Consider the following 21,699-nt stretch of genomic DNA (forward strand, 5'->3'; position numbering starts at 1 on the left):
GTCAGGGAAGCGGCTCTAACGTCCCGCCATGCCCTTCACGGAGAAACTGCTGACCGTGCCGCCGCCGATCGAGGTGGCGGGCCGGTGGATCAAGCGCTACCACGTCACCGCCGACCCGGACGGCATCGCGCCCGAGGTGGAGAAGGCGGCGTACGCGCTCCTGCCAGAGCTGCTGCCGGAGCCGGACGGCACCCCGCCGGCGACGTTCGTCGTGCTGCACCGGGGCGGCGACGACGGTGCCTATCTGAACGCGTACAGCTGGGTGTGGGACAACGTGCTGCACTTCGGGGGCGCGGCGGCGGGCCAGCCGGTCCTCGGCTGCCCGGACCGCGACCCCACCCACTTCGTCAGGCCCGGCATGCCGTGGATCGGCTGCGTCTGGGAGCTGCCGCCGATCCTGCACGAACGCGACGCCTGGGTGCGGCACATGCTCGCCCCGGACGTCCCCGACCTCGACGCCTATCTGGCCGACCGCATGCCCGAAGGAACCACTGGAGACCGCTCATGAGCAGCCCGCACGACTTCGACTTCTTCCACGGCACCTGGAACGTCCTGCACCGCCGCCGCACCGATTTCCTCGACCCCGGCGGCGAGTGGGAGGAGTTCACGGGCCGGAGCGAGTGCCGGCCGTTGTTCGACGGGGCCGCCAACATCGACGAGATCGACATGCCGCACCTGGGCGCGAAGGGGCTGACGCTGCGGCTGTTCGACCCGGTCCGCGAGGAGTGGTCGCTGAACTGGGCGTCCAGCCGCAGCGGAACCCTGTTCCCTCCGGTCTTCGGCCGCTTCGAGGGCGAGACGGGCGCGTTCCACGGCGACGACACCTACGACGGCAAGGACGTGCGGGTGCGATTCGTCTGGTCCGGGATCTCCCCGGCCACCGCCCGGTGGGAACAGGCGTTCTCCGTGGACGGCGGAGAGACCTGGGTGACCAACTGGATCATGGAGTTCACCCGGGCTCGAGACCCTCTCGCGGCTTCCGGAATGCCCGGAGCGTGAAGAACGGGTCGGGGCGGGGTCTGTCCTGGTCGGGGAGTTCCGCCAGCCGGGTGGCGAAGCCGTCGGCGAGCGGGTGGCCGGGCGGCAGGGTGACGAACCAGCCGCGGCGCAGGTCCGCGACCGTACGGCGCGGGCTGCGGCCCTGCCCGTGGCCGCGGAAGCGGGCCTGCCCGGCCGGGGCCAGGCCGTGGCCGGCGGCGTAGGACTCGACGTCCGCCGCCGCGTCCCGGACCGGGCTGGGCGGGCGGGAGGACAGGACGACATCGATGTCGCTGCCCACGTTGTGGGAGGCGGCCTTGTCGACCGTGGTGACGTAGACGCCACCGGGGCGCAGCACCCTTGCGCACTCGCCGATGATGGTCCGGACGTCGGCGGGCCCGGCGGCCAGGTGCAGCAGCCACACGCTGCACACTGCGTCGAACTCGCCGTCCCGGAAGGGCAGCCGGCGGCTGTCCGCGAGCACCACGGCACCCGGCAGCCGGGCGGTGGCCCGCCGGGCCATCGCCTGGGCGAGGTCCACGCCGGTCACCCGCATGCCCTCGCGCGCGGCCGCGAGCCGGCGGGTCACGATGCCGGTGCCGCAGGCGACGTCGAGCAGGCTGCGCGTGTCCGGCGGCACGAGGCTCAGCACCGCCGCCGCGGCGGCGGCCGCCCTGGGCTCGCCGCCGCGCGAGGCGTCGTACCGCTCCGCTTCCTTGTCGTAGTCGAGCACCCGGTCAGTGTGCCCCGTGCCCGGGCGCCAGGTCCTCCACCCTGCGGGCGAGCTCGAAGTCCTTCTCGGTGACGGCGCCGCCCGCGCTGTGCGTGTGCACGGACAAGGACACCGAGTTGTAACCGAGGGTGAGGTCGGAGTGGTGGTCGAGCTCCTCCTGGACCTGGGCGATGTGCACGACCATCGCCGTCGCCGCGAAGTGCGAGCCGAGCCGGTAGGAGCGGGTGAGGCGGTCCCCGTCGAGCGACCAGCCCGGCAGCTCGGCCAGCCGGTCCTCGACCTCCTTCTGCGACAGCGGTTCGACGGGCATGGGCAGCGCTCCTTCCCTGGGTCCGGGGTGCTCTTCTCCCTCCTCAGACTGCCACAGCGGGGCGGGCGGGGCCCTGGTCGGAGCGGTGTGCCTGTCCGGCGCGACCGGTTCTCGATTACGGTCCCGGCATGACCACTCATCCGTCCACCACCGACCAGGGCGTGGGGCCGCTGCTGCGGGCCTGGCGGGAGCAGCGCCGGGTCAGCCAGCTGGAGCTGGCGCTGCGCGCGGACTCCTCGGCCCGGCACATCAGCTTCATCGAGACGGGCCGCTCCCGGCCCAGTGAGGAGATGGTGCTGCGGCTGGCCGAGCACCTGGACGTGCCCATGCGGGAGCGCAACGCGCTGCTGCTGGCGGCCGGTTACGCCCCGCGCTATCCCGAGACGCCCCTGGGCGACCCGTCGCTGGGCGCGCTGCGCGAGGGAATCGAACGGCTGATCGGGGGCTATGAGCCGTATCCGGCGCTGGTGGTGGACGCGCTGTACAACGTCGTGGCGGCCAACCGGGGGATCATGACGCTGATCGACGGCGTCTGCGAGACGCTGCTCGAGCCACCGCTGAACGCGATGCGGCTCGCCCTGCACCCGCGGGGCCTGGCGCCGCGCATCCGCAACCTGCGCGCCTGGCGCGGGCACCTGCTGGAGCAGATGGAGCGGCAGATCGCGCTGCACCGCTCCGAGCCGCTGCGGGCGCTGTACGAGGAGGTGGCGGCGTATCCGGTGCCCGACGCGGATCCGGCGGAGGAGCCCTCGGAGCCGGTGCCGTACTTCGCGCTGCCGCTGCGGATCGAACACGAGGGGCGGACGCTGTCGTTCATCTCCTCGATCTCCACGTTCAACACACCGATGGACGTGACCGTCGCCGAGCTGGCCATCGAGACGCTGCTCCCGGCCGACCCGGCGACTGTCAAGTACCTTCAGTCACTGCTGTCCTGACGGGCCCTCAGAGCCATGTACTGGAGGGCGGCGAACCCGGCCACGGTCAGGGACTGGAGCACCGTCCACACGGCGCCCGCCGTGCTCGGCGTGAGCCACAGCGCCAGGGCCACGAGGCTCACGGCCGTCCAGGCGAGGTTGGCCTCCACGACGGCCCGCACGCCGAGCGCCGGCGGCTGCCGGCGGGAGGCCAGCAGGCCCACGCCCGCCGCGTAGGCGGTGAGGAACGCGCCCAGTGCGAGCAGCAGCGTGGAGCCCACGCCGAGGAAACGGCCGAGCGGGCCGGAGAACGCGAGGTAGGCGAGCGCGTTGGCGCCGGTCACGGCCGCGTCCAGGGCGAGGAAGCGGCGCAGCATCGACTGCGGCGCGCTGGTCCGGGCGAGTGCGGCGAGCTGGGTCGCGGACATGGTGAGTCACCCTCCGTCGGGTCGTGGTGTGGCAGCGGGTCCCGGGTCCCGGGCCGGAGTGCGCCGGCCCGGGACCCGGTGCGTTCACGATCCCGTCCCGTGCCCGCCCGGTCGATTACCCGCGGGGTAATGCCCCGGCGTCACGTCCGTTTCCCGCGATCTTCTCGCCCGCGGCCCTGTGAGACCGACGTCGGAACGTGACAGACTGATCGCAGGCTGGGGCACGTTGGGGAGGCGTGGCGTGAGTGAACGGCGGGCCGCACCGACCGTGGGCCAGGTGGTGCTGGGCAAGAGGTTGCAGGAGCTGCGTGAAGCCGCGGGCCTCAGCCGTGACGAGGCCGCCCGGGTGCTGCGCGTCGCCCCCGCGACGGTCCGGCGGATGGAGACGGCCGACGTCGCGCTCAAGATCCCGTACGTGCAGATCCTGCTGACCGCCTACGGCGTGCCCGAGGACGAGGTGACCTCGTTCGTCGAGCTCGCCGAGGAGGCGAACCGGCCGGGCTGGTGGCAGCGGTTCCACGACGTGCTGCCGGAGTGGTTCAGCCTGTACGTGAGCCTGGAGGGCGCCGCCCGGATCATCCGGTCCTACGAGCCGCACTTCGTGCCGGGGCTGTTGCAGACCGAGGGGTACGCGCGTGCCGTCCTGAAGGCCGGCACCATCGGCAACTCCGGGCCGGAGGCCGTGGAGCGGCATGTGTCGCTGCGCATGGAGCGGCAGCGGCTGCTGGATCGGCCCAACCCGCCGCACCTGTGGGTGATCATGGACGAGACGGTGCTGCGGCGCCCGGTGAGCGTCGACGGCCAGGTGATGCGGGACCAGTTGGACAAGCTGCTGGAGTACTCCGAGCGGGACCGCGTCACGCTCCAGATCGCCGAGTTCAAGGACGGCCCGCACCCGGGGACGTACGCGCCGTTCTCCCTGTTCCGCTTCGCCGAGCCCGAACTGCCCGACATGGTCTTCACCGAGTACCTGACCGGCGCGCTCTACCTCGACTCCCGCAAGGAGGTCTCCGCGCATCTGGAGGTCCTCGACCACATGACGGCGGGCGCCGCCTCCACGCAGCGCACCGAGAAGCTCCTGCGGGAGTACCGCGAGACCTACTGAGCGAGGCCCCCGCGCGCAGGCCGTGACCCGTACGGGCGTCGCCGACGGGTGCGCTCCCCCGCCCGCCCCTAGCGTCGTCTGCACGGGGCGCGGCAAAGAGCGCACGCCAAGGAGGTCAGATGCCCGGCTTCGAGCTGCTGTACCAGGCGGCCGCGCTGTGCCTGACGTATCCCGGCGACGAGTTCCGCGCCCGGCTGCCGCTGCTGCGCGAAGCCGCCCCGCAACTACGGGAGTTCGCCGACCACGCGGCCGTCACCGAGCCGCGGGAGCTGGCCGCCCACTACCTCCAGGTCTTCGAGAGCGCGGACGGCCACAGTCTGTACCTGAGCCGCTGGCGCGGGTTCTCACCGGACCGCTTCCAGGAGCTCTACAGCTCCCACGGCCTGGAGCTCACCGGCGAGGAGCTGCCCGACTTCCTGCCCGCGGTGCTGGAGTTCACCGCCCGCACCGGCAACACGGTTCTGCTGACGGAGCACCGGGCCGGACTGGAGCGGCTGCGCTCCGGGCTGGCCGACTCCGGCACTCCGTACGCGTCCGTCGTCGACGCCGTGTACGCGACGCTGCCGCCCGCGCAAGAACAGGCCGCTCCTGCGGGAAGCTAGGACGACCTAGGCCGCCCCGCCCTTCCGGTCGCCCTGCTCCTTGTCCTCGTCCACGATCTCCGCGTCGACGACTCCCTCTTCCTCACCTTCTTCGCGCCGGGCGCCGGAGGATTCGCCGGTGGGTGTCTGCTGGGCCTGGGCGTACATGGCCTGGCCCATCTTCTGGCTGACCGAGGCGAGTTTCTCGACGCCGGCGCGCAGGGCGGCGGTGTCCGCCTGCTGTTCCAGCTGTCCCTTCACCTCCGTGATGGCCGACTCGACCTCGCCCCTGGTGTCGGCCGGGATCTTGTCGCCGTTGTCGCGGAGGAACTTCTCGGTCTGGTAGACGAGTTGCTCGGCCTGGTTGCGGGTCTCGGCGGCCTCGCGGCGCTTGCGGTCCTCCTCCGCGTACTGCTCCGCCTCGCGCATCATGCGGTCGATGTCGTCCTTGGGCAGGGCCGAGCCGCCGGTGACGGTCATCTTCTGCTCGCGGCCGGTCGCCAGGTCCTTGGCGGAGACGTGCATGATGCCGTTGGCGTCGATGTCGAAGGCCACCTCGATCTGCGGCACACCGCGCGGCGCCGGCGGCAGGCCCGTCAGGTCGAAGACGCCGAGTTTCTTGTTGTACGCGGCGATCTCCCGCTCGCCCTGGTAGACCTGGATGCCGACCGAGGGCTGGTTGTCGGCGGCGGTGGTGAAGATCTCCGAACGCCGGGTGGGAATCGTCGTGTTGCGCTCGATGAGCTTCGTCATGATGCCGCCCTTGGTCTCGATGCCCAGGGACAGCGGGGTGACGTCGAGCAGCAGCACGTCCTTGACGTCGCCGCGCATGACACCGGCCTGGAGCGCGGCACCGAGGGCCACGACCTCGTCCGGGTTGACGCCCTTGTGCGGTTCCTTGCCGGTGAGCTCCTTGACCAGGTCGGTCACCGCGGGCATCCGGGTCGAGCCGCCGACCAGGATCACGTGGTCGACCGCGGAGAGCTTCACGCCCGCGTCGTCGACCGCCTGGTGGAAGGGCGCCTCGCAGCGGTCCAGCAGGTCGGCGGTGAGCTCCTGGAACTGGGCCCGGGTCAGCTTCTCGTCGAGGTGCAGCGGCCCCTCGGCGGAGGCCGTGATGTAGGGCAGGTTGATCGTCGTCTCGGTGGAGCTGGACAGCTCGATCTTGGCCTTCTCGGCGCCCTCGCGCAGCCGCTGCACCGCCATCTTGTCGCCCGCCAGGTCGACGCCGTACTGCCCCTTGAAGCGCTTGACCAGGTACTCGACGATCCGCTGGTCCCAGTCGTCGCCGCCGAGGTGGGTGTCGCCGTTGGTGGCCTTCACCTCGATGACGCCCTCGCCCATCTCCAGCAGCGACACGTCGAAGGTGCCGCCGCCGAGGTCGAAGACGAGGACGGTCTGGTCGTTCTCCTTGTCCAGGCCGTACGCCAGCGCCGCCGCCGTCGGCTCGTTGATGATCCGCAGCACCTTCAGGCCCGCGATCTCACCGGCCTCCTTGGTGGCCTGCCGCTGGTTGTCGTCGAAGTACGCCGGGACGGTGATCACCGCGTCGGTGACGTCCTCGCCGAGGTAGGACTCCGCGTCCCGCTTCAGTTTCTGGAGCACGCGCGCGGACAGCTCCTGCGCCCGGTAGCGGGTGCCGTCGATTTCGCCCTGGTCGGGGAAGCGCCAGTGCGCGTCACCCATGTGGCGCTTGACCGAGCGGGCGGTGCGGTCCACGTTCGTCACGGCCTGCCGCTTGGCCACCTCCCCGACCAGCACCTCTCCGTTCTTGGCGAACGCCACGACCGAGGGTGTGGTTCTGGCTCCTTCCGCGTTGGCGATGACAGTGGGCTCGCCGCCTTCCAGCACGGCGACCACCGAGTTCGTGGTTCCGAGGTCGATCCCGACCGCACGTCCCATCGCTGTCCCCTTCCGCCAGGGCGCTCTCACAATCCAGCACAAAACTTGAGTGCGCTGTTGTCAATGGCGCGAGGGGGTGAGGGGCCCGCGGAGCGCCACGGCCCGCCTGGGCCGGTCGGTGACGAGGACGTCCACGCGCGGGTGGGCGAGGAAGGCCCGCATCAGGGTGTCGTCGTTGACGGTCCACACCATGGTGAACAGGCCGCGCCGGGTCGCCTCGCGCAGCACGGTGGTCCTGGCCAGCCGCTGGTGCACGGCGACGCCGTGGGCCCCGCAGGCCCGGATGCGGCGGGCCGGGAACAGCTCGCTCAGCCGGGTCCCGGGCAGCCGGGCCAGGGCGAGCTCCCTGCGGTCGCGCCCCAGGGACAGCGCGGTACGCACCCCGGGGAAGGCCTGCGCGACGGCGGCCACGGAACAGTCCTCCAGCGTCGTCACGACCAGCCCGTCCACGCCGAGCAGGGCCACCGCGCGGTCGATCACCTCCCGCTCGTAGCCCACCTCCTTCAGGTCCAGGTGCGCCACGAGCTTCCCGGCGATCAGCGCCATGACCTCGTCCACGACCGGCACGGCGTATCCGGCCCGCTCGCTCAGCTCGGCGTGTGTGAGCGCGGCCAGCGGCGGCCCGGTGTGCCCGGCCCGGGGGTCGTGGTAGACGACGAGGACGCCGTCCTTCGTGCGGCGGATGTCGAACTCGACGTACTCCGCGCCGGACTCCAGCGCGTCCTCGTACGCCTGCCAGGTGGCGGGTCCGGCGCGCTCGGAGCCGCCCCGGTGGGCGGAGACGGCGGGGCGGGGCGTCATGGTCGTCGGCTCCCACGGTGGACGTTCCCGGCGGCATCGCATCCCTTCCGGACCGTCGGCGGCACAGCGTCTGGGTTCATACCCCGGGCGCGGTGGGCGAACCGACGACGTCGCGCGGGCCGCGCCCCTGGTGGGCGGGCCCGCGCGACGTGGTGGGGCCGGTCAGGCGAGCTTGGCGGTCAGGGTGATGGGCGTGGCCTTGAGGGCCTGGCTGACCGGGCAGCCGACCTTGGCCTCCTCGGCGGCGGCGAGGAAGGCCGCCTCGTCCATGCCGGGGACGGTGCCCTCGACGGTGAGGTGGATGCCGGTGATGCCCTCGCCGGGCTGGAAGGTGACGTCGGCGGAGGTCACCAGCTTGGTCGGCGGGGTGCCGGCCTTGTCGAGGATGTTGGAGAAGGCCATCGAGAAGCAGCTGGAGTGGGCGGCGGCGATCAGCTCCTCCGGGCTGGTCTTCCCGCCCGGCTCCTCGGTGCGGGCCGCCCAGGACACCGGCTGCTCGGCGAGGATGCCGGAGGAGTCGAAGGTGACGACACCGTTGCCCTTGAAGAGGTTGCCTTCCCAAACGGTGTGTGCGGAGCGCGTGGCTGCCATGTCGCATCCTTTCGATGAGTATCCGGAAACCGTGACCGGTTCCCGGCCACTATCCGATCACACTCCGGTTCAACTCACGCGGAAGACCGGACCTCTGGCGCTGAATGGCGGCCGTGCTCCCCGGGGGATCAGGTACGCGTGCTCGCGCCGCACGCGCAGGACGTCGCACCAGCCGTCGGTGATGACCAGGATCGGCGCCCCGGGCGGGAAGTCGTCCGCGCGGTGCAGCAGGTCGATGCCGGGTTGCAGGACGGTGCCGCCGCGGCCGTGCACGCGCACCCGGCCGGCGATCTCGGTGACCGGCAGGTAGCCGGCGTCGTGCGGGGCCGCGTCGCAGAACACGACCCGGGCGGCCGGTACGTCCCGGGCCTCGGCGTAGGAGGCGATGGCGCCCAGTGCCTTGCCGAGCAGGACGCGGTCCATGGAGCCGGAGGTGTCCAGGACCACGCCGAAGGTGCAGCGGGCGATCTCCTCGGGCGGGAAGTACCGCCCGGCGCGCGGGATGCCGGGCGTGGCCGCCTGGCGCCGCGAGGGGCGGGCGAAGGACCGTACGGGCTCGGGGCGGGGCACGAACTCGTCGAACCAGCGGGCCAGTCGCGCGTCCCACGGCAGCGGCGGGTGGCTGAGCGTGCGGATCTCCTCGACCAGGCCGCCCGGCAGGAAGCCGCGCTCCTGCCGCTGGTGCAGGTCGAGGCCCTGGGCGAGGCCGCGGCGGTAGAACCCGTCCAGGTCGACGTAGTCGCGGGGCGGTCCGAGCGGCGCGCCGAGCACGTCGCCGACGCCCTTGCCGCGCAGGGTGGCCAGGCGGCGCATGCGGCGCAGGTCGCCGGCGATCCGGTCGTACACCTCCTCCGCGGACAGGCCCGCGAGCCCCGGGTCGTGCAGCAGCCCCTCGGGCATGGTGCCGACCTGCATCTCGGTCAGCCAGCCGTTGATCACGTAGTCGCAGGCGATGTTGAACAGGTAGGGGTCGCGGGTGCCGCAGCGGTCGCCGTGGCGCAGGGCGGCGTGCAGCATCTCGTGGGCCAGGACGAACCGCCACTCCTCGTCGTCGAACTGCCGCAGCGGGTTGACGTAGATCTCGCCGGCCTCGGCGTTGACGGCGGCGATCGCGATGCCGTGGGCGCGGGCGAGTTCGGCGTCGGCGACCAGCTTGATGCCGGACGCGATGCCGCCGAGCAGCGGGTAGGAGGAGATGAACCAGCTCAGCGCACGCTGCCAGGGACGCAGCAGGGGCGCCTCGCCGTCCAGGCTGTCGCGGCGGCCGCCCGCCATGTCCATCGCGGCGGACACGGTCCGGGTCAGGGCGCCGGCGAAGGCCAGCTGCCAGTCGGGCGGCCGGGACCAGCCCACCCAGGGCACCAGCACCTGGTCGGGCTCGTCGCCCGCCGTACCGCAGCGCTCGTACACGGGAGGCAGTCCGTCGCGCCGCCAGCGGGCGGCGAGCTGCTCCTCGTCGCCGTCCGGGTAGGAGGCGGGCAGGTCCTCCGGGGTCTCGCCGACGGTGAAGCCGAGCAGGAAGCGGTTGACGACGACGCAGCGGGCGGCGAGGTCGAAGCGATCGGGCTGGACACGGTCGCCCTTCACCGCCGGGACGTGCCCGAAACCGAGGTGGAGGACGGCGTGGGCGAGCGCCCAGGCCCAGGCGGCGGGCTCGGCGAGCCGGTCCGGGTGGACGTGCAGATCGCCGTCGGAGTCGACGACCACGAGTCCGTGGCGGGGCGCGAAGCGGCACTCCTCCTGGCGGCAGACGTCGAACTCCACGGCGGCGAGGGCGGGGTTGGTCCGCATCAGCCGCATTCCCTCGGCGAAGGCCTCGCCCGCGAGGTCCCGCTTCTTCTTCCGCTGGTCCTTGCCGCGGCCGCGGCTCACCGGCGGGCCTCCACCAGCCGGGGCATGTCGCGCGCCGCCTCGACGAGGAACCAGGAGGGCAGCACGGGGTTGCCGTCGTTGTCGGAGGCGATGACGGTCTGGGCGACCTCGACGGATATCTCGGCGAGCTGCACCAGCAGCGACTTGGCGCGGTAGGCGGTCTGGCGGCCGTTCGCGGAAATGTGGTCCTTGCTCGCGGGCAGTTCCTTGATCAGGCGGCCGCGGAAGGAGTCGGCGAGGTAGAAGAGCAGGTCGCGGTCCTCCGGGCGGTTCGGCCAGCGGGCGTCGCCCTTGAGGATCGCCTCGATGCCGAACCGGCTGCGCACGATCTTGACGTAGCCGCAGAAGGCCTGCGCGTGCGCGGGCGTCAGCGTGCCGTGCGCGAGCACCCGCAGCGTCTCCTCGTCGAGGTCGCGGCCGAAGGAGTGCAGGGCGTCGGAGAGCATGTGCCAGGAACGGGGCGTGGAGAACGGCTCCTCCGTCTTCGGCGGCTTGGACCACAGGTGGTCGGGCCGGTCGGTGAGGTGGTCCACGATCCAGGGGTGGATGCCGTTGCCGCCGGCCCAGGTCAGCCAGTCCTTGGCGGAGGCCTCCAGGTGCACGTGGGTGAGGCGGTTGACGAGCGCGGAGGCGATGGGCCGGGCGAGCGCGTTGTCGGTGGCGCGGTTTCCGGCGCCGATGACGATCGAGCCCTTGGGCAGTTCGTAGCTGCCGATGCGGCGGTCGAGGATCAGCGAGTAGAACGCCTTCTGCACGTCCGGCGTGGCCGCGTTGAGCTCGTCGAGGAACAGGCAGTACGGCTCGTCCCGGGCGATCGCCTCCGGCGGGCAGAACACCGAGCGGCCGTCGCGGATCTGCGGTACGCCGATGAGGTCCTCGGGCGCCAGCTGGGTGCCCAGCAGGCTCACGCACTCCAAGCCGAGCGACTCGGCGAACGCCCGTACCAGGGAGGACTTCCCGATGCCGGGTGCGCCCCAGATGAAGACCGGCCGGACGGTGGCGAGACCGAGCAGCAGCTCCGGGATGCGGGCGGGAGTGACGGTGACGGCGGCCTGCAACGCAGGTTCTCCTCGAAAAGGGATGGGGGAAGACGAACCGCACCAGTGTGTGCCCCCGGCTTGCAGGACGCAGCCCAATTTCAGGCGGCGCGTTCCTCGCTGCTCTCCAGCGGCACCTGGGGGCCGTCCGACTCGCGCATCCAGCGGCGCAGTACGCGGTGGACGTGTTCGGCGCCGACGAGTTCGTCGCCCTCGTCGACCGGCGGGGAGAAGCCGAGCGGCGACAGCAGGAAGGGCTTGCCCTGTTCGCCGCCGAGGCCGCCGTGGGAGCCGATCTGCTCCTCGAAGGCGAGGACTTCGCCGTCGGCCGGGTCGTGGAAGGAGTTGACCATGATGTCGGCCGTGTGCGGGAAGGAGTGCGTACGGCGTACCGCGTCGGCGGCGCCCGGGCCGAACGGGGCGAGCGGGCCCGGGTTGTCGTCGAGGTCGGCCAGCGGTATCTCGGCGCCGTACGCGCCGAGGACGACCCCGCCGTGCTCGTCGCTGCGCACCAGCAGGAAGCCGATGCCGGGGTGGTTGGCGAGGGTCGGCAGCAGCGCGGGGTGGCGGGCGTCGATCTCCTCCTTGCTCATACGGTGCGTGACGTCCGGGAAGGAGACCAGGCCGAGGTTGCCGGAGGCCAGCACGATCGGTTCCGAGCGCCGCGTGGGGCGGTGCTCCTCGCCGTGCTCCTCGACGGGGATGCGCAGCGCGGCGCGCACCGCCGCGCGGGCCTCCGTCCCGCTGCGGGTGCGCTCCGCGCGGCGCGGCACAGGCAGCCCGCAGCCGGCCCGCACCAGGTCGCCGAGGGTGAGTCCGTAGCGGGAGCGGAAGGTCTCGCCGGGGCTCTGGCCGTGGTCGGACAGCACGACGATCCGGTACGGGCGCGGGGCGTGCTCGGCGACGTTCTCGATCAGGGCGAGGGAGCGGTCGAGGCGTTCGAGGACCTTCTGCGCGTCGCGGCTCGCCGGGCCGGAGTGGTGGGCGACCTCGTCGTAGGCCACGAGGTCGGCGTAGACGGCGGTGCGGCCGGCCAGCATGTCGCCCGTCACGGCGGCCACGACGACGTCCCGCTCGACGACGGTCGCGAAGGCCCTCACGAGCGGGTAGAGGCCGCCGCGGGAGACGCGCGGGCGTTGCTTGCCGAGGCGAGTCCGGGTGGACTGGCCGATCTCCCGGCCCACCTCGGCGACGAAGGACAGGGCCGTGCGCACGGCGTTGGCCGGGTCGGAGAAATAGGCGAAGTAGCCCGCGCGGGAGCGGTTCTCCCGGCTGCGGCGGCGGGCGGCGATGGACAGCACGAGGGCCTGTTGTTCGGCGCCCCCGCTAAACAGGTTGCCGCGGCTGGCGCCGTCGACGGCGAGCAGGCCCTCGTGCCCCGCGTATCCGACGGCGCGGCGCTGGAGTTCGGCGGCGCTGGTCGGGCGGTTGCAGACGACGACCTCGCGGGTGTCCTTCTCGTACCAGCGGAACGCGGGGACGTCGTGGTTGCTGCCGTGCAGGATGCCGAGCTGGCTGGCGCCGGTCTGGCTGGACCAGTCGGTGCGCCAGGCGGTGAGCCGGTGGGTGGTGCGAGCGCCGTCGCCGATGCCGAGCCAGCGGGCGACGGTGGGCATCAGGCCCTTGCCGACCGCGTCCAGCAGGACGTCGTGGCCGACGCCGTCGAGTTGCAGGAAGACCGTGCCGGGGGTGGACGGGCAGGGCGGTCCGGACCTGCGGCGGCGGTCGGAGAGGCGGTACAGCCTGCGGCGGTAGGCGTCGTCGTCGCGCACGGCCAGGGCGGCGCCGGTCGCGGACGCCACGGCGGACATCACGGCGGCGACCACGACGGCGGTCTCCGGGGCGGCGGTGCCGCGCTCCCCGGGGTCGAGGCGCAGGGCGAGGAGCAGCAGCGCGCCGTTGAGGAAGAACACCAGCAGCCCGAGCACGAGCGCCGGTACGAGGAGCAGGAGCCGGACGAGCAGCGGCCACACCACGGCCGACAGCAGACCGAAGGCGCCGGCGCCGAAGGCCGCCTTGACGGCGATGTCGGTCGCGCTGTCACCGTCGGCCGACCGGAGCCGGAAGTCCGGCAGGATCCCGGCGAGCACGAGCATGGTGAGGGTGGAGACCGCCCACACGGCGACGCTCCGCCCCACCTGACTGGCGACCCGCCGCCATCGCACGCCCCGCACGCCCAGCCACCTCACGTCCCGGCCCGTCGCGACCACGGGCCCTCACCCACAGTGCCACAACGCTCCGCGGACGCCTGGTGTCCCCCGGACCGTCGCGTCAGCGCCCGTCGTAACCGGCGGTCGGCATCGACAGCCTGCGGTGCACGCACGCCTTCATCGCCGCGTCGTAGGCCGGCTCCGCGTGCCCCACCATCTCGACCCGCACCCCGCGCCGCACGCACTCCGCGGTGAACTCCTCGACGGAGGAGAGCGCGCTCTCCAGCACTCTCCGGCTGGGCGCCACGAACAGGTCGAGGCCGGGCCGGACGCCGTCCCACAGCGCGCAGTGGTCGGGACGCAGCCCCCGGACCAGTAACTCCCGGCTGATCACATAGCCCCGCTCGGCAGCCCAGCGGGCGCACATCGCGTGCTGGCTGCGGGAGTCGACCAGGAACGGATCGTCGTCGAGCTCCTCCAGCGGCGTCAGACTCGCGATCGCCGTGACCCGGACCGGCACCATGGCGTCCCCCTCACCTCCGGTTTCGCCGCCGACCCTACTCCTGCACGTAGGCTTCGGGGAGTCGCGCGAAGGAGGCAAAGAAGTGCCGGTGGAGATCACCTGGTGGGGTCACGCCACTTGCACGGTCGAGGACTCGAACGTACGCGTGCTCACCGATCCGCTGTTCGCGCGCCGGCTCGCGCACCTGCGCCGCCGGCGCGGGGACCTGCCGCCTCCCGGCGCCCGCCAGGCGGATGTCGCGCTGGTCTCGCATCTGCACGCCGACCACCTGCATGTGCCGTCGCTGATGCGGCTCGCTGCGGGCACGCGCCTGCTCGTGCCCCGGGGCGCACACCGGGCGGTGCCGGGACTGCGCCGGCTCGCACACCTGCACGTCAGCGAGGTGGCGCCCGGGGACGAGACCCCGGTCGGCGACATCGTCGTACGGGCCGTGCCCGCGCGGCACGACGGACGCCGGCTGCCGCTCGGACCGCACCGCTCCCCCGCGCTCGGCTACGTCGTCGCCGGCGAGGCCCGGACGTACTTCGCCGGGGACACCGGGCTGTTCGACGACATGGCCGAGGAGGTCGGGCCGGTCGAGGTGGCGCTGCTGCCGGTGGGCGGCTGGGGGCCGTATCTGGGCGAGGGCCATCTGGACGCGGGCCGGGCGGCCCAGGCGCTGGCGCGGCTGGCGCCGCGCAGTGCGGTGCCGGTGCACTACGGCACGTACTGGCCGATCGGGATGGACGCCGTGCGCCCCCACGAGTTCCATGCGCCGGGCGACGAGTTCGTGCGGCTCGCGGCGCGGCACGCGCCCGGCGTGGCGGTGCACCGGCTCGGGCACGGGGAGAGCGTGCGCCTCGAGGTCGCGCGGTGATCCCGACCGCGCCCGTGGCGCAGACCGCGATACCCCTGCTCGCGGTGTCGATGGTCACCCCGGCGTCCGTCGTGCCGGAGTCCACGCAGCAGGCGGTCGGCTATCCGTCGCTCTTCCTGCTGGTGCTGATCGGGGCGCTGGTGCCGGTGATCCCGACGGGTGCGCTGGTGAGTTCGGCGGCCGTGGTCGCCGTCCACCAGACGGCGCCGTTCTCGCTGGCGATGGTGTTCGTGACGGCGTCGCTGGCGGCGTTCCTCGGGGACGCGGCGCTGTACTGGCTGGGGCGGCGCGGAATGAAGTCGAAGAACGGCTCGCGCTGGCTGGCGGCGCTCCGGGCGCGGGCCCCCGAGGACCGGCTGGAGCAGGCGCAGACGAAACTCGCCGAGCACGGCGTGGCGGTGCTGGTGCTGTCCCGGCTGGTACCGGCGGGGCGGATTCCGGTGATGCTGGCCTGCCTGATGGCGAAGTGGCCGATGCGGCGCTTCTGGCGCGGGAACCTGCCGGCCTGTCTGGCCTGGGCGGTGACGTACCAGTTGATCGGGATCCTGGGCGGGTCGCTGTTCGATGAGCCGTGGGAGGGCGTGGTCGCGGCGATCGCGCTGACCTTGCTGATCAGTGTGGTGCCGAGTCTGGTGCGGCGCGTGCGCAGGAGGTCAGTTCCCGGTCAGCACCCTTGAGGCGCCGACCGGCATGTCCCACAGGTTCTCCCGGGGCAGGCCCGTCTTCTCCCAGGCCGCCCGGACCCGCGTGAGGGGCTCCAGGACCGGCTCCGCCGACAGGACGAAGGTGGCCCAGTGCATGGGGGCCATCCTCGTCGCTCCCAGGTCCTGGGCCGCGCGGACCGCTTCCTCAGGGTCGCAGTGGACGTCGCTGAGCCACCAGCGCGGGTCGTAGGCGCCGATCGGGAGGAGCGCGAGGTCGATGCCCGGGTAGCGGCGGCCGATACGGGAGAACCAGTGGCCGTAGCCGGTGTCGCCCGCGAAGTAGACGCGCTGTCCCTCCTGGTCGGTGAGGACCCAGCCGCCCCACAGGCTGCGGCAGGTGTCGGTGAGGGTGCGCTTGGACCAGTGGTGGGACGGGACGAAGTCGAAGCGGACACCGTCGAGTTCGGCCGCCTCCCACCAGTCGAGCTCCGTGACGCGGGTGAAGCGGCGGCGGTGGAACCAGCGGGCGAGACCGGCCGGGACGAACACGGGGGTGTGGCGCGGGAGCCTGCGCAGGGTGGGGGCGTCCAGGTGGTCGTAGTGGTTGTGGCTGATGACGACGGCGTCGACGCGCGGCAGCGCCTCCCACGGGACGCCCACCGGGGTGATGCGGGCCGGGGTGCCGAGGATCCGGCGGGACCAGACCGGGTCGGTGAGGACGGTCAGTCCGCCGATCCGCAGGATCCAACTGGCGTGGCCCGCCCAGGTGACGGCGACCGTGCGGGCGTCGACGCGGGGCAGCGGGCCGGGTGCGAAAGGGAGCCGGGGGATGTCGGCGAGGCCTTCCGGGCCCGGCCTCACGGCGCCCTCGCGGGCGAAGCGGGCCATGGCCCTCAGGCCGGGGAGCGGGGCGGTCAGCCGGTCGTGGAAGGTGCGCGGCCACACCCGGCGTTCGGCCAGTGGTCTCGGCTCGGCCTGTGGCGGGTACGGGGGCGCGAGGGGGGACGGGAGGGGTGTGTCGCCGGCCTCCCGAGTGGTCGTACTCGCGGTCGACTCGGACTGCTGCGTCATCGAGGAGGCTCCCATCGCTGAGCTTCATCGCGGAGATCGTCGAAGGCCGACTTCAGTTGGATCAACGAGCGTTGCACGTGCGGCAGTTCCAACGGCGTGGGTGAGGTGAGGCATTCCGCGCGTTCCGTGTCGGAGCCGGCCAGCAGTGCGCCGGTCGAAAGCCGCACGCGCGGGGCTTCGAGCTCGTCACCGAAGCGGTGGCCGCCCGGAGCGGGCATACCGAGCCGGGCGGCGAGGAAGTCCTCCAGTTCCTGGGCGTCGCCGACATCGTGCGCGGTCAGCGCGGGCCGCAGCGGGGAGAGGTCGACGTACAGATGACGGCCGGCCTGCGGCGGCCGGGCGAGGGCGCCGGCCGCGACGACGGCGTCGTGCACCTCGGCGGCCAGGCGCGCGTGCAGGCGCACGGCGGTGGCGACGCGCGCCGTGACCGCTTCCGGTTCCCTCAGGGCGTACGCGGCCGCCGCGGCGATGGGAGCGGCGACCCGGGCGTCGAGGGCGGTGAGCACGTCGAGCACGCGCGCGTGGAGGCCGTCGGCGTCCTCGCCGGCCGGGAAGCGGACCGCCGCGGCCGGCCAGCCGGGCGGGAGCAGGGCACCGGCCAGGTCGGTCACGACGGTGACCCGGTCGGGCAGCATCTCGGCGGGGCTGAGCAGCACGGTGTCGTGCGGGTCGTGCAGGGTGTCGCGCCAGGTCTCGTCGCTGACCAGGTGCAGGCCCTCCCCCTGGGCGGCCTCGACGGTCTCGTGCAGCAGCTCGGGAGGGGCGACGGTGCCCGTGGGGTCGTCGGCGACGGACAGGACGAGCAGGCGGGGATCACCGCCCTCGGCGCGGACCCGGCGCACGGTCTCCAGCAGGGCGTACGGGTCGGGCACCCCGCCGCTCTCCGGCGGGGTCGGCACGTGGAAGACGGGGCGTCCCAGCAGACGGGCGTACGGCGCCCACCAGGCGGCGCAGGGTCTCGGCACGAGGACGTCACCGCCGAGGGCGGCGGTCAGGGCGAGCAGCAGCGCGGGCGCGCCGGGCCCGGCGGCCACCCGGCCCGGGTCACAGTGCAGTCCGCGACGGTCCCAGTAGCCGCGGGCGGCCTCTCTCAGGGCCGGTCCCCCGCCGACCGGCTCGTGGTCGCCCCGGGACGCCGCCGCGGCGAGCACGGCGGACAGCTCCGGCAGCACGGGCAGTCCGTCGTCGGGGAGCGGCGGCCCGAACCGGACGGGGCCGTGGCCTTCCGGGTCCGTCCGCCGCATCCGTACCTCCGCAGTGCCTGGTGCCGTGTCCTGTCGGCCTCGCCCGTACCCTCGGCCACTGAGTACCCACGGTGCCGCCGCCCCATGGGCGCCCGGCCGGTTGTGACGGTCACAGCATGAGCGGGCCGGGCCGGGGAAGCATCGGGGCTTCCGGTGCGGTGGTGCGCGCCGGGCGTCAGCGGTACGGGTCGCTCTCCCGGTTGCGCAAGCGGTGCACGGCGGCGCCGAACGCGCCCGCGATCAGCACCCCGCCCGCGACCAGTGCGGGCACGGAGTCGGTGAAGGCACCGCCGTCGCCGGCGCGCACCCCGCGCGGTACGACCGCTTCGCCGCACTCGCGGTGGTGGTGGCGCGGTTCGTCGCGCGGCTCCTCGGGGCAGGGCTCGTGGGTGGGCCGGTGGGAGGGCTTGTGCGTCGGCTTGTGAGAGGGCTTGTGGTGGCCACCGCCGTGGGCCACCGTGAACGTCGCGCTCCACTGCTTGCCCTCCCCGCCGGGAGCGGCCGGGCAGGTGCCGTCGACGGTCCACGCCGAGTCCTCGCCGAGGGCGTCCGGGTCGCCCTCGAAGTTCTCCGCCGGAGCGATGCGGGCCGTCCCCCGGTAGGCCGGGCCGGACACCTCGTCGTCGTTGCCGGTCACCTTGCGCAACGGGACCGTGCCCTCGTCGAAGGCCTGCGACGTCGCGTCGATGCTGTCGGGCGGCGGCCCCCCGGTCGGATCACAGCTGACCGAGATGGTGAGCGTCCCCCCGGGCTCCACGGTGGCCGGGCTGACCTCGGCGGCGGGTTCGGCGGCCACGACCGGCGCGAAGGCCACCAGGGCGGAGCCGGCCAGGACAGCGAGGGAGAGTGCGTGGCGGGTGCGGCGCATGGAGCGAGCTCCTTCGAGCGACGGCAGAAAAGCCCTCCTGCCATCACAGCCAGCCCGCTGCGACGCCGCGCGCGGCCGTGCCCCATTCGCGGGACAGTGCCACTCAACCGGGTGAATCGATGTCCCTCAGGGGCGCGGGGCTGTATCCATATGCGGCTCCGCCGCGTGGGCGCGACCAGCCACTCACGGCCCGCACACGCCGAACCACCACACCCCCACGGCGCTACGCCACATCCCGCATGACCTGCTCCCGGACCCGGCCGCAGCACCGGCTGATCAGCCGGGACACGTGCATCTGCGAGATCCCCAGCTCCTCGGCGATCCGGCTCTGCGTCATGTCGCCGAAGAACCGCATGTACAGAATCGCCCGCTCGCGCTCCGGCAGCGCCGCCAGCCGCGACTTCACCGCCTCACGGTCCACGACCGTGTCCAGCGCCGGGTCCGGCGACCCGAGCGCGTCGCTCAGGGAGTACCCGTCCTCGCTGCCGGGCAGCTCAGCGTCCAGGGACAGGGCGGTGAAGCTTTCCAGGGCCTCCAGGCCGGTCTTGACGTCCTCCTCGCTCAGCTTCGTGTGCTCGGCGATCTCCGCCGTGGTGGGCCGCCGGCCGGAGATGGTCTGGGACAGCTCCTGGGAGGCGAACCGGACGCGGTTGCGCAGGTCCTGGACCCGGCGGGGTACGTGCAGGGTCCACATGTGGTCCCGGAAGTGGCGCTTGATCTCGCCGGTGATGGTGGGCACGGCGTAGCTCTCGAAGGCGTTGCCGAGCTCGGGGTCGTACCGGTCGACGGCCTTGACCAGGCCGAGGGCCGCGACCTGGCGCAGGTCCTCGAAGCTCTCGCCACGGCTGCGGAAGCGTCCGGCGAGGCGGTCGGCCATGGGCAGCCAGGCCTCGACGATCTCGTCGCGGAGCGCGTCGCGCTCGGGTCCGTCGGGGAGTGTGGCGAGCCTGCGGAAGGCGTCGGCGGTGTCGGGGGCGTCGTCGTGGGGGTGCTGCTTCGCGCTGGTGTGGATCGGCATGATGCGTCGCAATTCCCTTGAAGGTGCTCTGGGTTGGACGGTCACCGTGGGAGCGCATCACCTGCACGGACCAGGAGCGCCGGTGGCGGCGCGATCGGCCGCTCCCACGGACGTGCCTCCTGTCCGAAGCACTGAGGTGCGCCTGCCCCCGGCCCCCGCCCGCAAACCCGGAGAGGTTTTCCGCCGTCGCGCAGGGTGACTCGTACCGATGGCTCTGTCCGCATACGTCCGGGAGGTCGTACATGAGCACCAAGGTCTCCGACCACGTCCTCGAGCGGTTGCGCGAATGGGGGGTCGAGCAGGTCTTCGGCTATCCGGGCGACGGCATCAACGGCCTGCTCGCCGCATGGGGCCGGGCCGAGAACGAGCCCCGTTTCATACAGTCGCGGCACGAGGAGATGTCGGCGTTCCAGGCGGTCGGGTACGCCAAGTTCAGCGGCCGTCTCGGGGTGTGCACGGCCACGTCCGGACCGGGCGCGATCCATCTCCTGAACGGCCTGTACGACGCCAAGCTGGACCATGTCCCGGTGCTGGCGATCGTCGGCCAGACGCACCGCACCGCGATGGGCGGCTCCTACCAGCAGGAAGTGGATCTGCACACGCTGTACAAGGACGTCGCCTCCGATTTCGTGGAGACGGTGACGGTGCCGGAGCAGCTGCCCAACGTGCTGGACCGGGCGATCCGCACCGCGTACGCGCGTCGCTGCCCCACCGCGATCATCATCCCCGGTGACGTGCAGGAACTCGACTACTCGCCGCCGACGCACGAGTTCAAGATGGTGCCCTCCAGCCTGGACCGCAGTTCGTGGACGGCGGTTCCCTCCGACGACTCGGTGCGCCGGGCCGCCGAGATCCTCAACTCCGGCGACAAGGTGGCGATCCTGGTAGGCCAGGGCGCGGCCGGGGCGCGGGCCGAGGTGGAGTCGATCGCCGAGCTGCTCGGCGCGGGTGTCGCCAAGGCGCTGCTCGGCAAGGACGTCCTCAGCGATGAACTGCCGTACGTCACCGGCTCGATCGGCCTGCTGGGCACGCGTCCGTCGTACGAGCTGATGCGGGACTGCGACACGCTGCTGACCATCGGGTCGTCGTTCCCGTACACCCAGTTCATGCCGGAGTTCGGCAAGGCGCGGGGTGTGCAGATCGACATCGATCCGCACATGGTCGGGATGCGCTACCCCTACGAGGTGAACCTGGTCGGCGACGCGAAGGCCACGCTGGAGCGGCTGATCCCGCTGATCCAGGAGGGCCGTGGGCGCGAATGGTACGACACGGTGTGCGCCAACGTGACGCGCTGGCGTGACGTCATGGAGCGCCGGGCCGGACTCGACGCCGACCCGATCAATCCGGAGTACGTGGCCCGCGCCCTGGACCCGTTGCTTCCGGACAACGCGATCGTCGCCTCCGACTCGGGTTCGACGGCCAACTGGTACGCGCGGCACCTGACCATGCGGCCGGGCATGCGGGGCTCGCTCTCCGGCACGCTGGCGACGATGGGCTGCGGGGTGCCGTACGTGATCGGCGCGAAGTTCGCGCACCCGGACCGGCCCGCGATCGCGCTGGTGGGCGACGGGGCGATGCAGATGAACGGGATGGCGGAACTGATCACCGCGGCGAAGTACCGCCACCAGTGGGAGGACCCGCGGCTGGTGGTCGCCGTGTGGAACAACCAGGACCTGAATCAGGTCACGTGGGAGATGCGGGCCATGGAGGGCGCGCCGCAGTTCCTGCCGTCGCAAGCGCTCCCGGACGTGCAGTACGCCGCGTTCGCGCGTTCCCTGGGGCTGACCGGCATCCGTGTGGAGAAGCCGGAGGACGTCGAGGCGGGCTGGCGTGCCGCACTGGAGGCGGACGGTCCCGCGGTGGTCGAGTTCCTGACCGATCCGGCCGTCCCACCGATCCCGCCGCACGCCACCTGGGAGCAGATGGAGGCGACCGCCGCGTCGATCCTGAAGGGCGACTCGGACCGGGGATCGGTGGTCAAGCAGGGCTTCAAGGCGAAGATGCAGGAGTTCCTGCCGGGGCGCGAGAAGAAGTAGCCGTCGTCGCCGTTGAACGGCGCTGAACAGGTCAGCA

At 72.6% G+C, this 21,699-nt stretch carries 22 protein-coding genes; 8 read left to right on the plus strand and 14 right to left on the minus strand.

The window, feature by feature from the left end; all coding sequences use genetic code 11:
• Positions 1-28: 28 nt before the first annotated feature.
• On the plus strand, positions 29-508 hold the full coding sequence (locus QC385_RS11745) for a hypothetical protein (RefSeq protein WP_279541204.1): 480 nt from the start codon (positions 29-31) through the stop codon (positions 506-508).
• Positions 505-999 carry a hypothetical protein gene (locus QC385_RS11750; RefSeq protein WP_279541205.1) on the plus strand — a complete coding sequence of 165 codons (495 nt, stop codon included), beginning with the start codon at positions 505-507 and terminating at the stop codon, positions 997-999. The genes QC385_RS11745 and QC385_RS11750 overlap by 4 nt, the downstream gene beginning before the upstream one ends.
• Here the strand turns inward: QC385_RS11750 and QC385_RS11755 are convergent.
• Both QC385_RS11755 and QC385_RS11760 read right to left on the minus strand, forming a co-directional pair.
• Entirely contained in the window at positions 950-1,711 is a 762-nt protein-coding gene (locus QC385_RS11755) for a class I SAM-dependent methyltransferase (protein WP_279541206.1), read from the minus strand. The two genes, QC385_RS11750 and QC385_RS11755, sit on opposite strands and share 50 nt — an antisense overlap.
• A gap of 4 nt (positions 1,712-1,715) precedes the next feature.
• On the minus strand, positions 1,716-2,021 hold the full coding sequence (locus QC385_RS11760; RefSeq protein ID WP_059421762.1) for a 4a-hydroxytetrahydrobiopterin dehydratase: 306 nt from the start codon (positions 2,019-2,021) through the stop codon (positions 1,716-1,718).
• A 128-nt stretch (positions 2,022-2,149) separates the two neighbouring features.
• Here QC385_RS11760 and QC385_RS11765 point away from each other — a divergent pair, with 128 nt between their 5' ends.
• Complete coding sequence (locus QC385_RS11765) at positions 2,150-2,956, plus strand: helix-turn-helix domain-containing protein (RefSeq protein WP_279541207.1); 807 nt, start codon at positions 2,150-2,152, stop codon at positions 2,954-2,956.
• Here QC385_RS11765 and QC385_RS11770 read toward each other — a convergent pair.
• A complete protein-coding gene (locus QC385_RS11770; RefSeq protein WP_279541208.1) occupies positions 2,938-3,363 on the minus strand; it encodes a hypothetical protein in 426 nt (141 codons plus the stop codon). The genes QC385_RS11765 and QC385_RS11770 overlap by 19 nt on opposite strands.
• 241 nt (positions 3,364-3,604) lie before the next feature.
• Here QC385_RS11770 and QC385_RS11775 point away from each other — a divergent pair, with 241 nt between their 5' ends.
• Positions 3,605-4,468 (plus strand): helix-turn-helix domain-containing protein, encoded by an 864-nt coding sequence (locus QC385_RS11775; protein WP_279541209.1) that lies wholly within the window; start codon positions 3,605-3,607, stop codon positions 4,466-4,468.
• 119 nt (positions 4,469-4,587) lie between these two features.
• On the plus strand, positions 4,588-5,070 hold the full coding sequence (locus tag QC385_RS11780; protein WP_279541210.1) for a nitrate reductase molybdenum cofactor assembly chaperone: 483 nt from the start codon (positions 4,588-4,590) through the stop codon (positions 5,068-5,070).
• Between the two features lie 6 nt (positions 5,071-5,076).
• Here QC385_RS11780 and dnaK read toward each other — a convergent pair whose 3' ends face one another.
• From dnaK to QC385_RS11815, 7 genes are all read right to left on the minus strand, one after another.
• Positions 5,077-6,951 (minus strand): molecular chaperone DnaK, encoded by a 1,875-nt coding sequence (gene dnaK, locus QC385_RS11785; RefSeq protein ID WP_279541211.1) that lies wholly within the window; start codon positions 6,949-6,951, stop codon positions 5,077-5,079.
• A gap of 60 nt (positions 6,952-7,011) precedes the next feature.
• Positions 7,012-7,752, minus strand: a complete 741-nt coding sequence (locus QC385_RS11790; RefSeq protein ID WP_279541212.1) for a glycerophosphodiester phosphodiesterase family protein — start codon at positions 7,750-7,752, stop codon at positions 7,012-7,014.
• A gap of 162 nt (positions 7,753-7,914) precedes the next feature.
• On the minus strand, positions 7,915-8,343 hold the full coding sequence (locus QC385_RS11795) for an OsmC family peroxiredoxin (protein ID WP_037668927.1): 429 nt from the start codon (positions 8,341-8,343) through the stop codon (positions 7,915-7,917).
• A 69-nt stretch (positions 8,344-8,412) separates the two neighbouring features.
• On the minus strand, positions 8,413-10,143 hold the full coding sequence (locus QC385_RS11800) for a vWA domain-containing protein (protein ID WP_443032886.1): 1,731 nt from the start codon (positions 10,141-10,143) through the stop codon (positions 8,413-8,415).
• Positions 10,144-10,211: 68 nt separating this feature from the next.
• The gene (locus QC385_RS11805; RefSeq protein ID WP_279541214.1) at positions 10,212-11,273 is read right to left on the minus strand and encodes an ATP-binding protein; all 1,062 of its coding nucleotides are present in this window, start codon (positions 11,271-11,273) and stop codon (positions 10,212-10,214) included.
• Between the two features lie 80 nt (positions 11,274-11,353).
• Positions 11,354-13,426 (minus strand): phage holin family protein, encoded by a 2,073-nt coding sequence (locus tag QC385_RS11810; RefSeq protein WP_279541215.1) that lies wholly within the window; start codon positions 13,424-13,426, stop codon positions 11,354-11,356.
• Between the two features lie 97 nt (positions 13,427-13,523).
• On the minus strand, positions 13,524-13,925 hold the full coding sequence (locus QC385_RS11815) for a hypothetical protein (protein ID WP_279541216.1): 402 nt from the start codon (positions 13,923-13,925) through the stop codon (positions 13,524-13,526).
• 82 nt (positions 13,926-14,007) lie between these two features.
• Here QC385_RS11815 and QC385_RS11820 point away from each other — a divergent pair, with 82 nt between their 5' ends.
• Positions 14,008-14,781 (plus strand): MBL fold metallo-hydrolase, encoded by a 774-nt coding sequence (locus QC385_RS11820; protein ID WP_279541217.1) that lies wholly within the window; start codon positions 14,008-14,010, stop codon positions 14,779-14,781.
• 50 nt (positions 14,782-14,831) lie between these two features.
• Positions 14,832-15,458 (plus strand): DedA family protein, encoded by a 627-nt coding sequence (locus tag QC385_RS11825; RefSeq protein WP_279541255.1) that lies wholly within the window; start codon positions 14,832-14,834, stop codon positions 15,456-15,458.
• On the opposite strand, the gene QC385_RS11830 is transcribed toward QC385_RS11825, so the two are convergent.
• The 4 genes from QC385_RS11830 to QC385_RS11845 all read right to left on the minus strand — a co-directional run bounded on the left by QC385_RS11830 (position 15,435) and on the right by QC385_RS11845 (position 19,626).
• Positions 15,435-16,496, minus strand: coding sequence for an MBL fold metallo-hydrolase (locus tag QC385_RS11830; protein WP_279541219.1), 1,062 nt, complete (start codon positions 16,494-16,496; stop codon positions 15,435-15,437). The two genes, QC385_RS11825 and QC385_RS11830, sit on opposite strands and share 24 nt — an antisense overlap.
• Positions 16,493-17,740, minus strand: coding sequence for an aminotransferase class I/II-fold pyridoxal phosphate-dependent enzyme (locus QC385_RS11835; protein WP_279541220.1), 1,248 nt, complete (start codon positions 17,738-17,740; stop codon positions 16,493-16,495). The genes QC385_RS11830 and QC385_RS11835 overlap by 4 nt, the downstream gene beginning before the upstream one ends.
• A gap of 175 nt (positions 17,741-17,915) precedes the next feature.
• Positions 17,916-18,608 carry a hypothetical protein gene (locus QC385_RS11840; RefSeq protein WP_279541221.1) on the minus strand — a complete coding sequence of 231 codons (693 nt, stop codon included), beginning with the start codon at positions 18,606-18,608 and terminating at the stop codon, positions 17,916-17,918.
• 223 nt (positions 18,609-18,831) lie between these two features.
• Positions 18,832-19,626 (minus strand): RNA polymerase sigma factor SigF, encoded by a 795-nt coding sequence (locus QC385_RS11845; protein WP_279541222.1) that lies wholly within the window; start codon positions 19,624-19,626, stop codon positions 18,832-18,834.
• A gap of 242 nt (positions 19,627-19,868) precedes the next feature.
• On the opposite strand from QC385_RS11845, the gene QC385_RS11850 reads away from it, so the two are divergent.
• On the plus strand, positions 19,869-21,662 hold the full coding sequence (locus QC385_RS11850) for a thiamine pyrophosphate-requiring protein (protein WP_279541223.1): 1,794 nt from the start codon (positions 19,869-19,871) through the stop codon (positions 21,660-21,662).
• The last annotated feature ends 37 nt before the right edge of the window (positions 21,663-21,699 follow it).

The sequence above is a fragment of the Streptomyces sp. DH10 genome (assembly GCF_029813805.1).
GTDB classification, from domain to species: domain Bacteria; phylum Actinomycetota; class Actinomycetes; order Streptomycetales; family Streptomycetaceae; genus Streptomyces; species Streptomyces coeruleofuscus.

What these genes read in the sequence shown, in the direction of transcription:
- QC385_RS11790 (WP_279541212.1), bottom strand. Translation starts at nt 7,752, where the DNA reads ATGACGCCCCGCCCCGCCGTCTCCGCCCACCGGGGCGGCTCCGAGCGC.
- QC385_RS11760 (WP_059421762.1), bottom strand. Translation starts at nt 2,021, where the DNA reads ATGCCCGTCGAACCGCTGTCGCAGAAGGAGGTCGAGGACCGGCTGGCC.
- QC385_RS11825 (WP_279541255.1), top strand. Translation starts at nt 14,832, where the DNA reads ATGGTCACCCCGGCGTCCGTCGTGCCGGAGTCCACGCAGCAGGCGGTC.
- QC385_RS11795 (WP_037668927.1), bottom strand. Translation starts at nt 8,343, where the DNA reads ATGGCAGCCACGCGCTCCGCACACACCGTTTGGGAAGGCAACCTCTTC.
- dnaK (WP_279541211.1), bottom strand. Translation starts at nt 6,951, where the DNA reads ATGGGACGTGCGGTCGGGATCGACCTCGGAACCACGAACTCGGTGGTC.
- QC385_RS11815 (WP_279541216.1), bottom strand. Translation starts at nt 13,925, where the DNA reads ATGGTGCCGGTCCGGGTCACGGCGATCGCGAGTCTGACGCCGCTGGAG.
- QC385_RS11850 (WP_279541223.1), top strand. Translation starts at nt 19,869, where the DNA reads ATGAGCACCAAGGTCTCCGACCACGTCCTCGAGCGGTTGCGCGAATGG.
- QC385_RS11765 (WP_279541207.1), top strand. Translation starts at nt 2,150, where the DNA reads ATGACCACTCATCCGTCCACCACCGACCAGGGCGTGGGGCCGCTGCTG.
- QC385_RS11845 (WP_279541222.1), bottom strand. Translation starts at nt 19,626, where the DNA reads ATGCCGATCCACACCAGCGCGAAGCAGCACCCCCACGACGACGCCCCC.
- QC385_RS11745 (WP_279541204.1), top strand. Translation starts at nt 29, where the DNA reads ATGCCCTTCACGGAGAAACTGCTGACCGTGCCGCCGCCGATCGAGGTG.
- QC385_RS11800 (WP_443032886.1), bottom strand. Translation starts at nt 10,143, where the DNA reads ATGCGGCTGATGCGGACCAACCCCGCCCTCGCCGCCGTGGAGTTCGAC.
- QC385_RS11750 (WP_279541205.1), top strand. Translation starts at nt 505, where the DNA reads ATGAGCAGCCCGCACGACTTCGACTTCTTCCACGGCACCTGGAACGTC.
- QC385_RS11835 (WP_279541220.1), bottom strand. Translation starts at nt 17,740, where the DNA reads ATGCGGCGGACGGACCCGGAAGGCCACGGCCCCGTCCGGTTCGGGCCG.
- QC385_RS11780 (WP_279541210.1), top strand. Translation starts at nt 4,588, where the DNA reads ATGCCCGGCTTCGAGCTGCTGTACCAGGCGGCCGCGCTGTGCCTGACG.
- QC385_RS11770 (WP_279541208.1), bottom strand. Translation starts at nt 3,363, where the DNA reads ATGTCCGCGACCCAGCTCGCCGCACTCGCCCGGACCAGCGCGCCGCAG.
- QC385_RS11840 (WP_279541221.1), bottom strand. Translation starts at nt 18,608, where the DNA reads ATGCGCCGCACCCGCCACGCACTCTCCCTCGCTGTCCTGGCCGGCTCC.
- QC385_RS11830 (WP_279541219.1), bottom strand. Translation starts at nt 16,496, where the DNA reads ATGACGCAGCAGTCCGAGTCGACCGCGAGTACGACCACTCGGGAGGCC.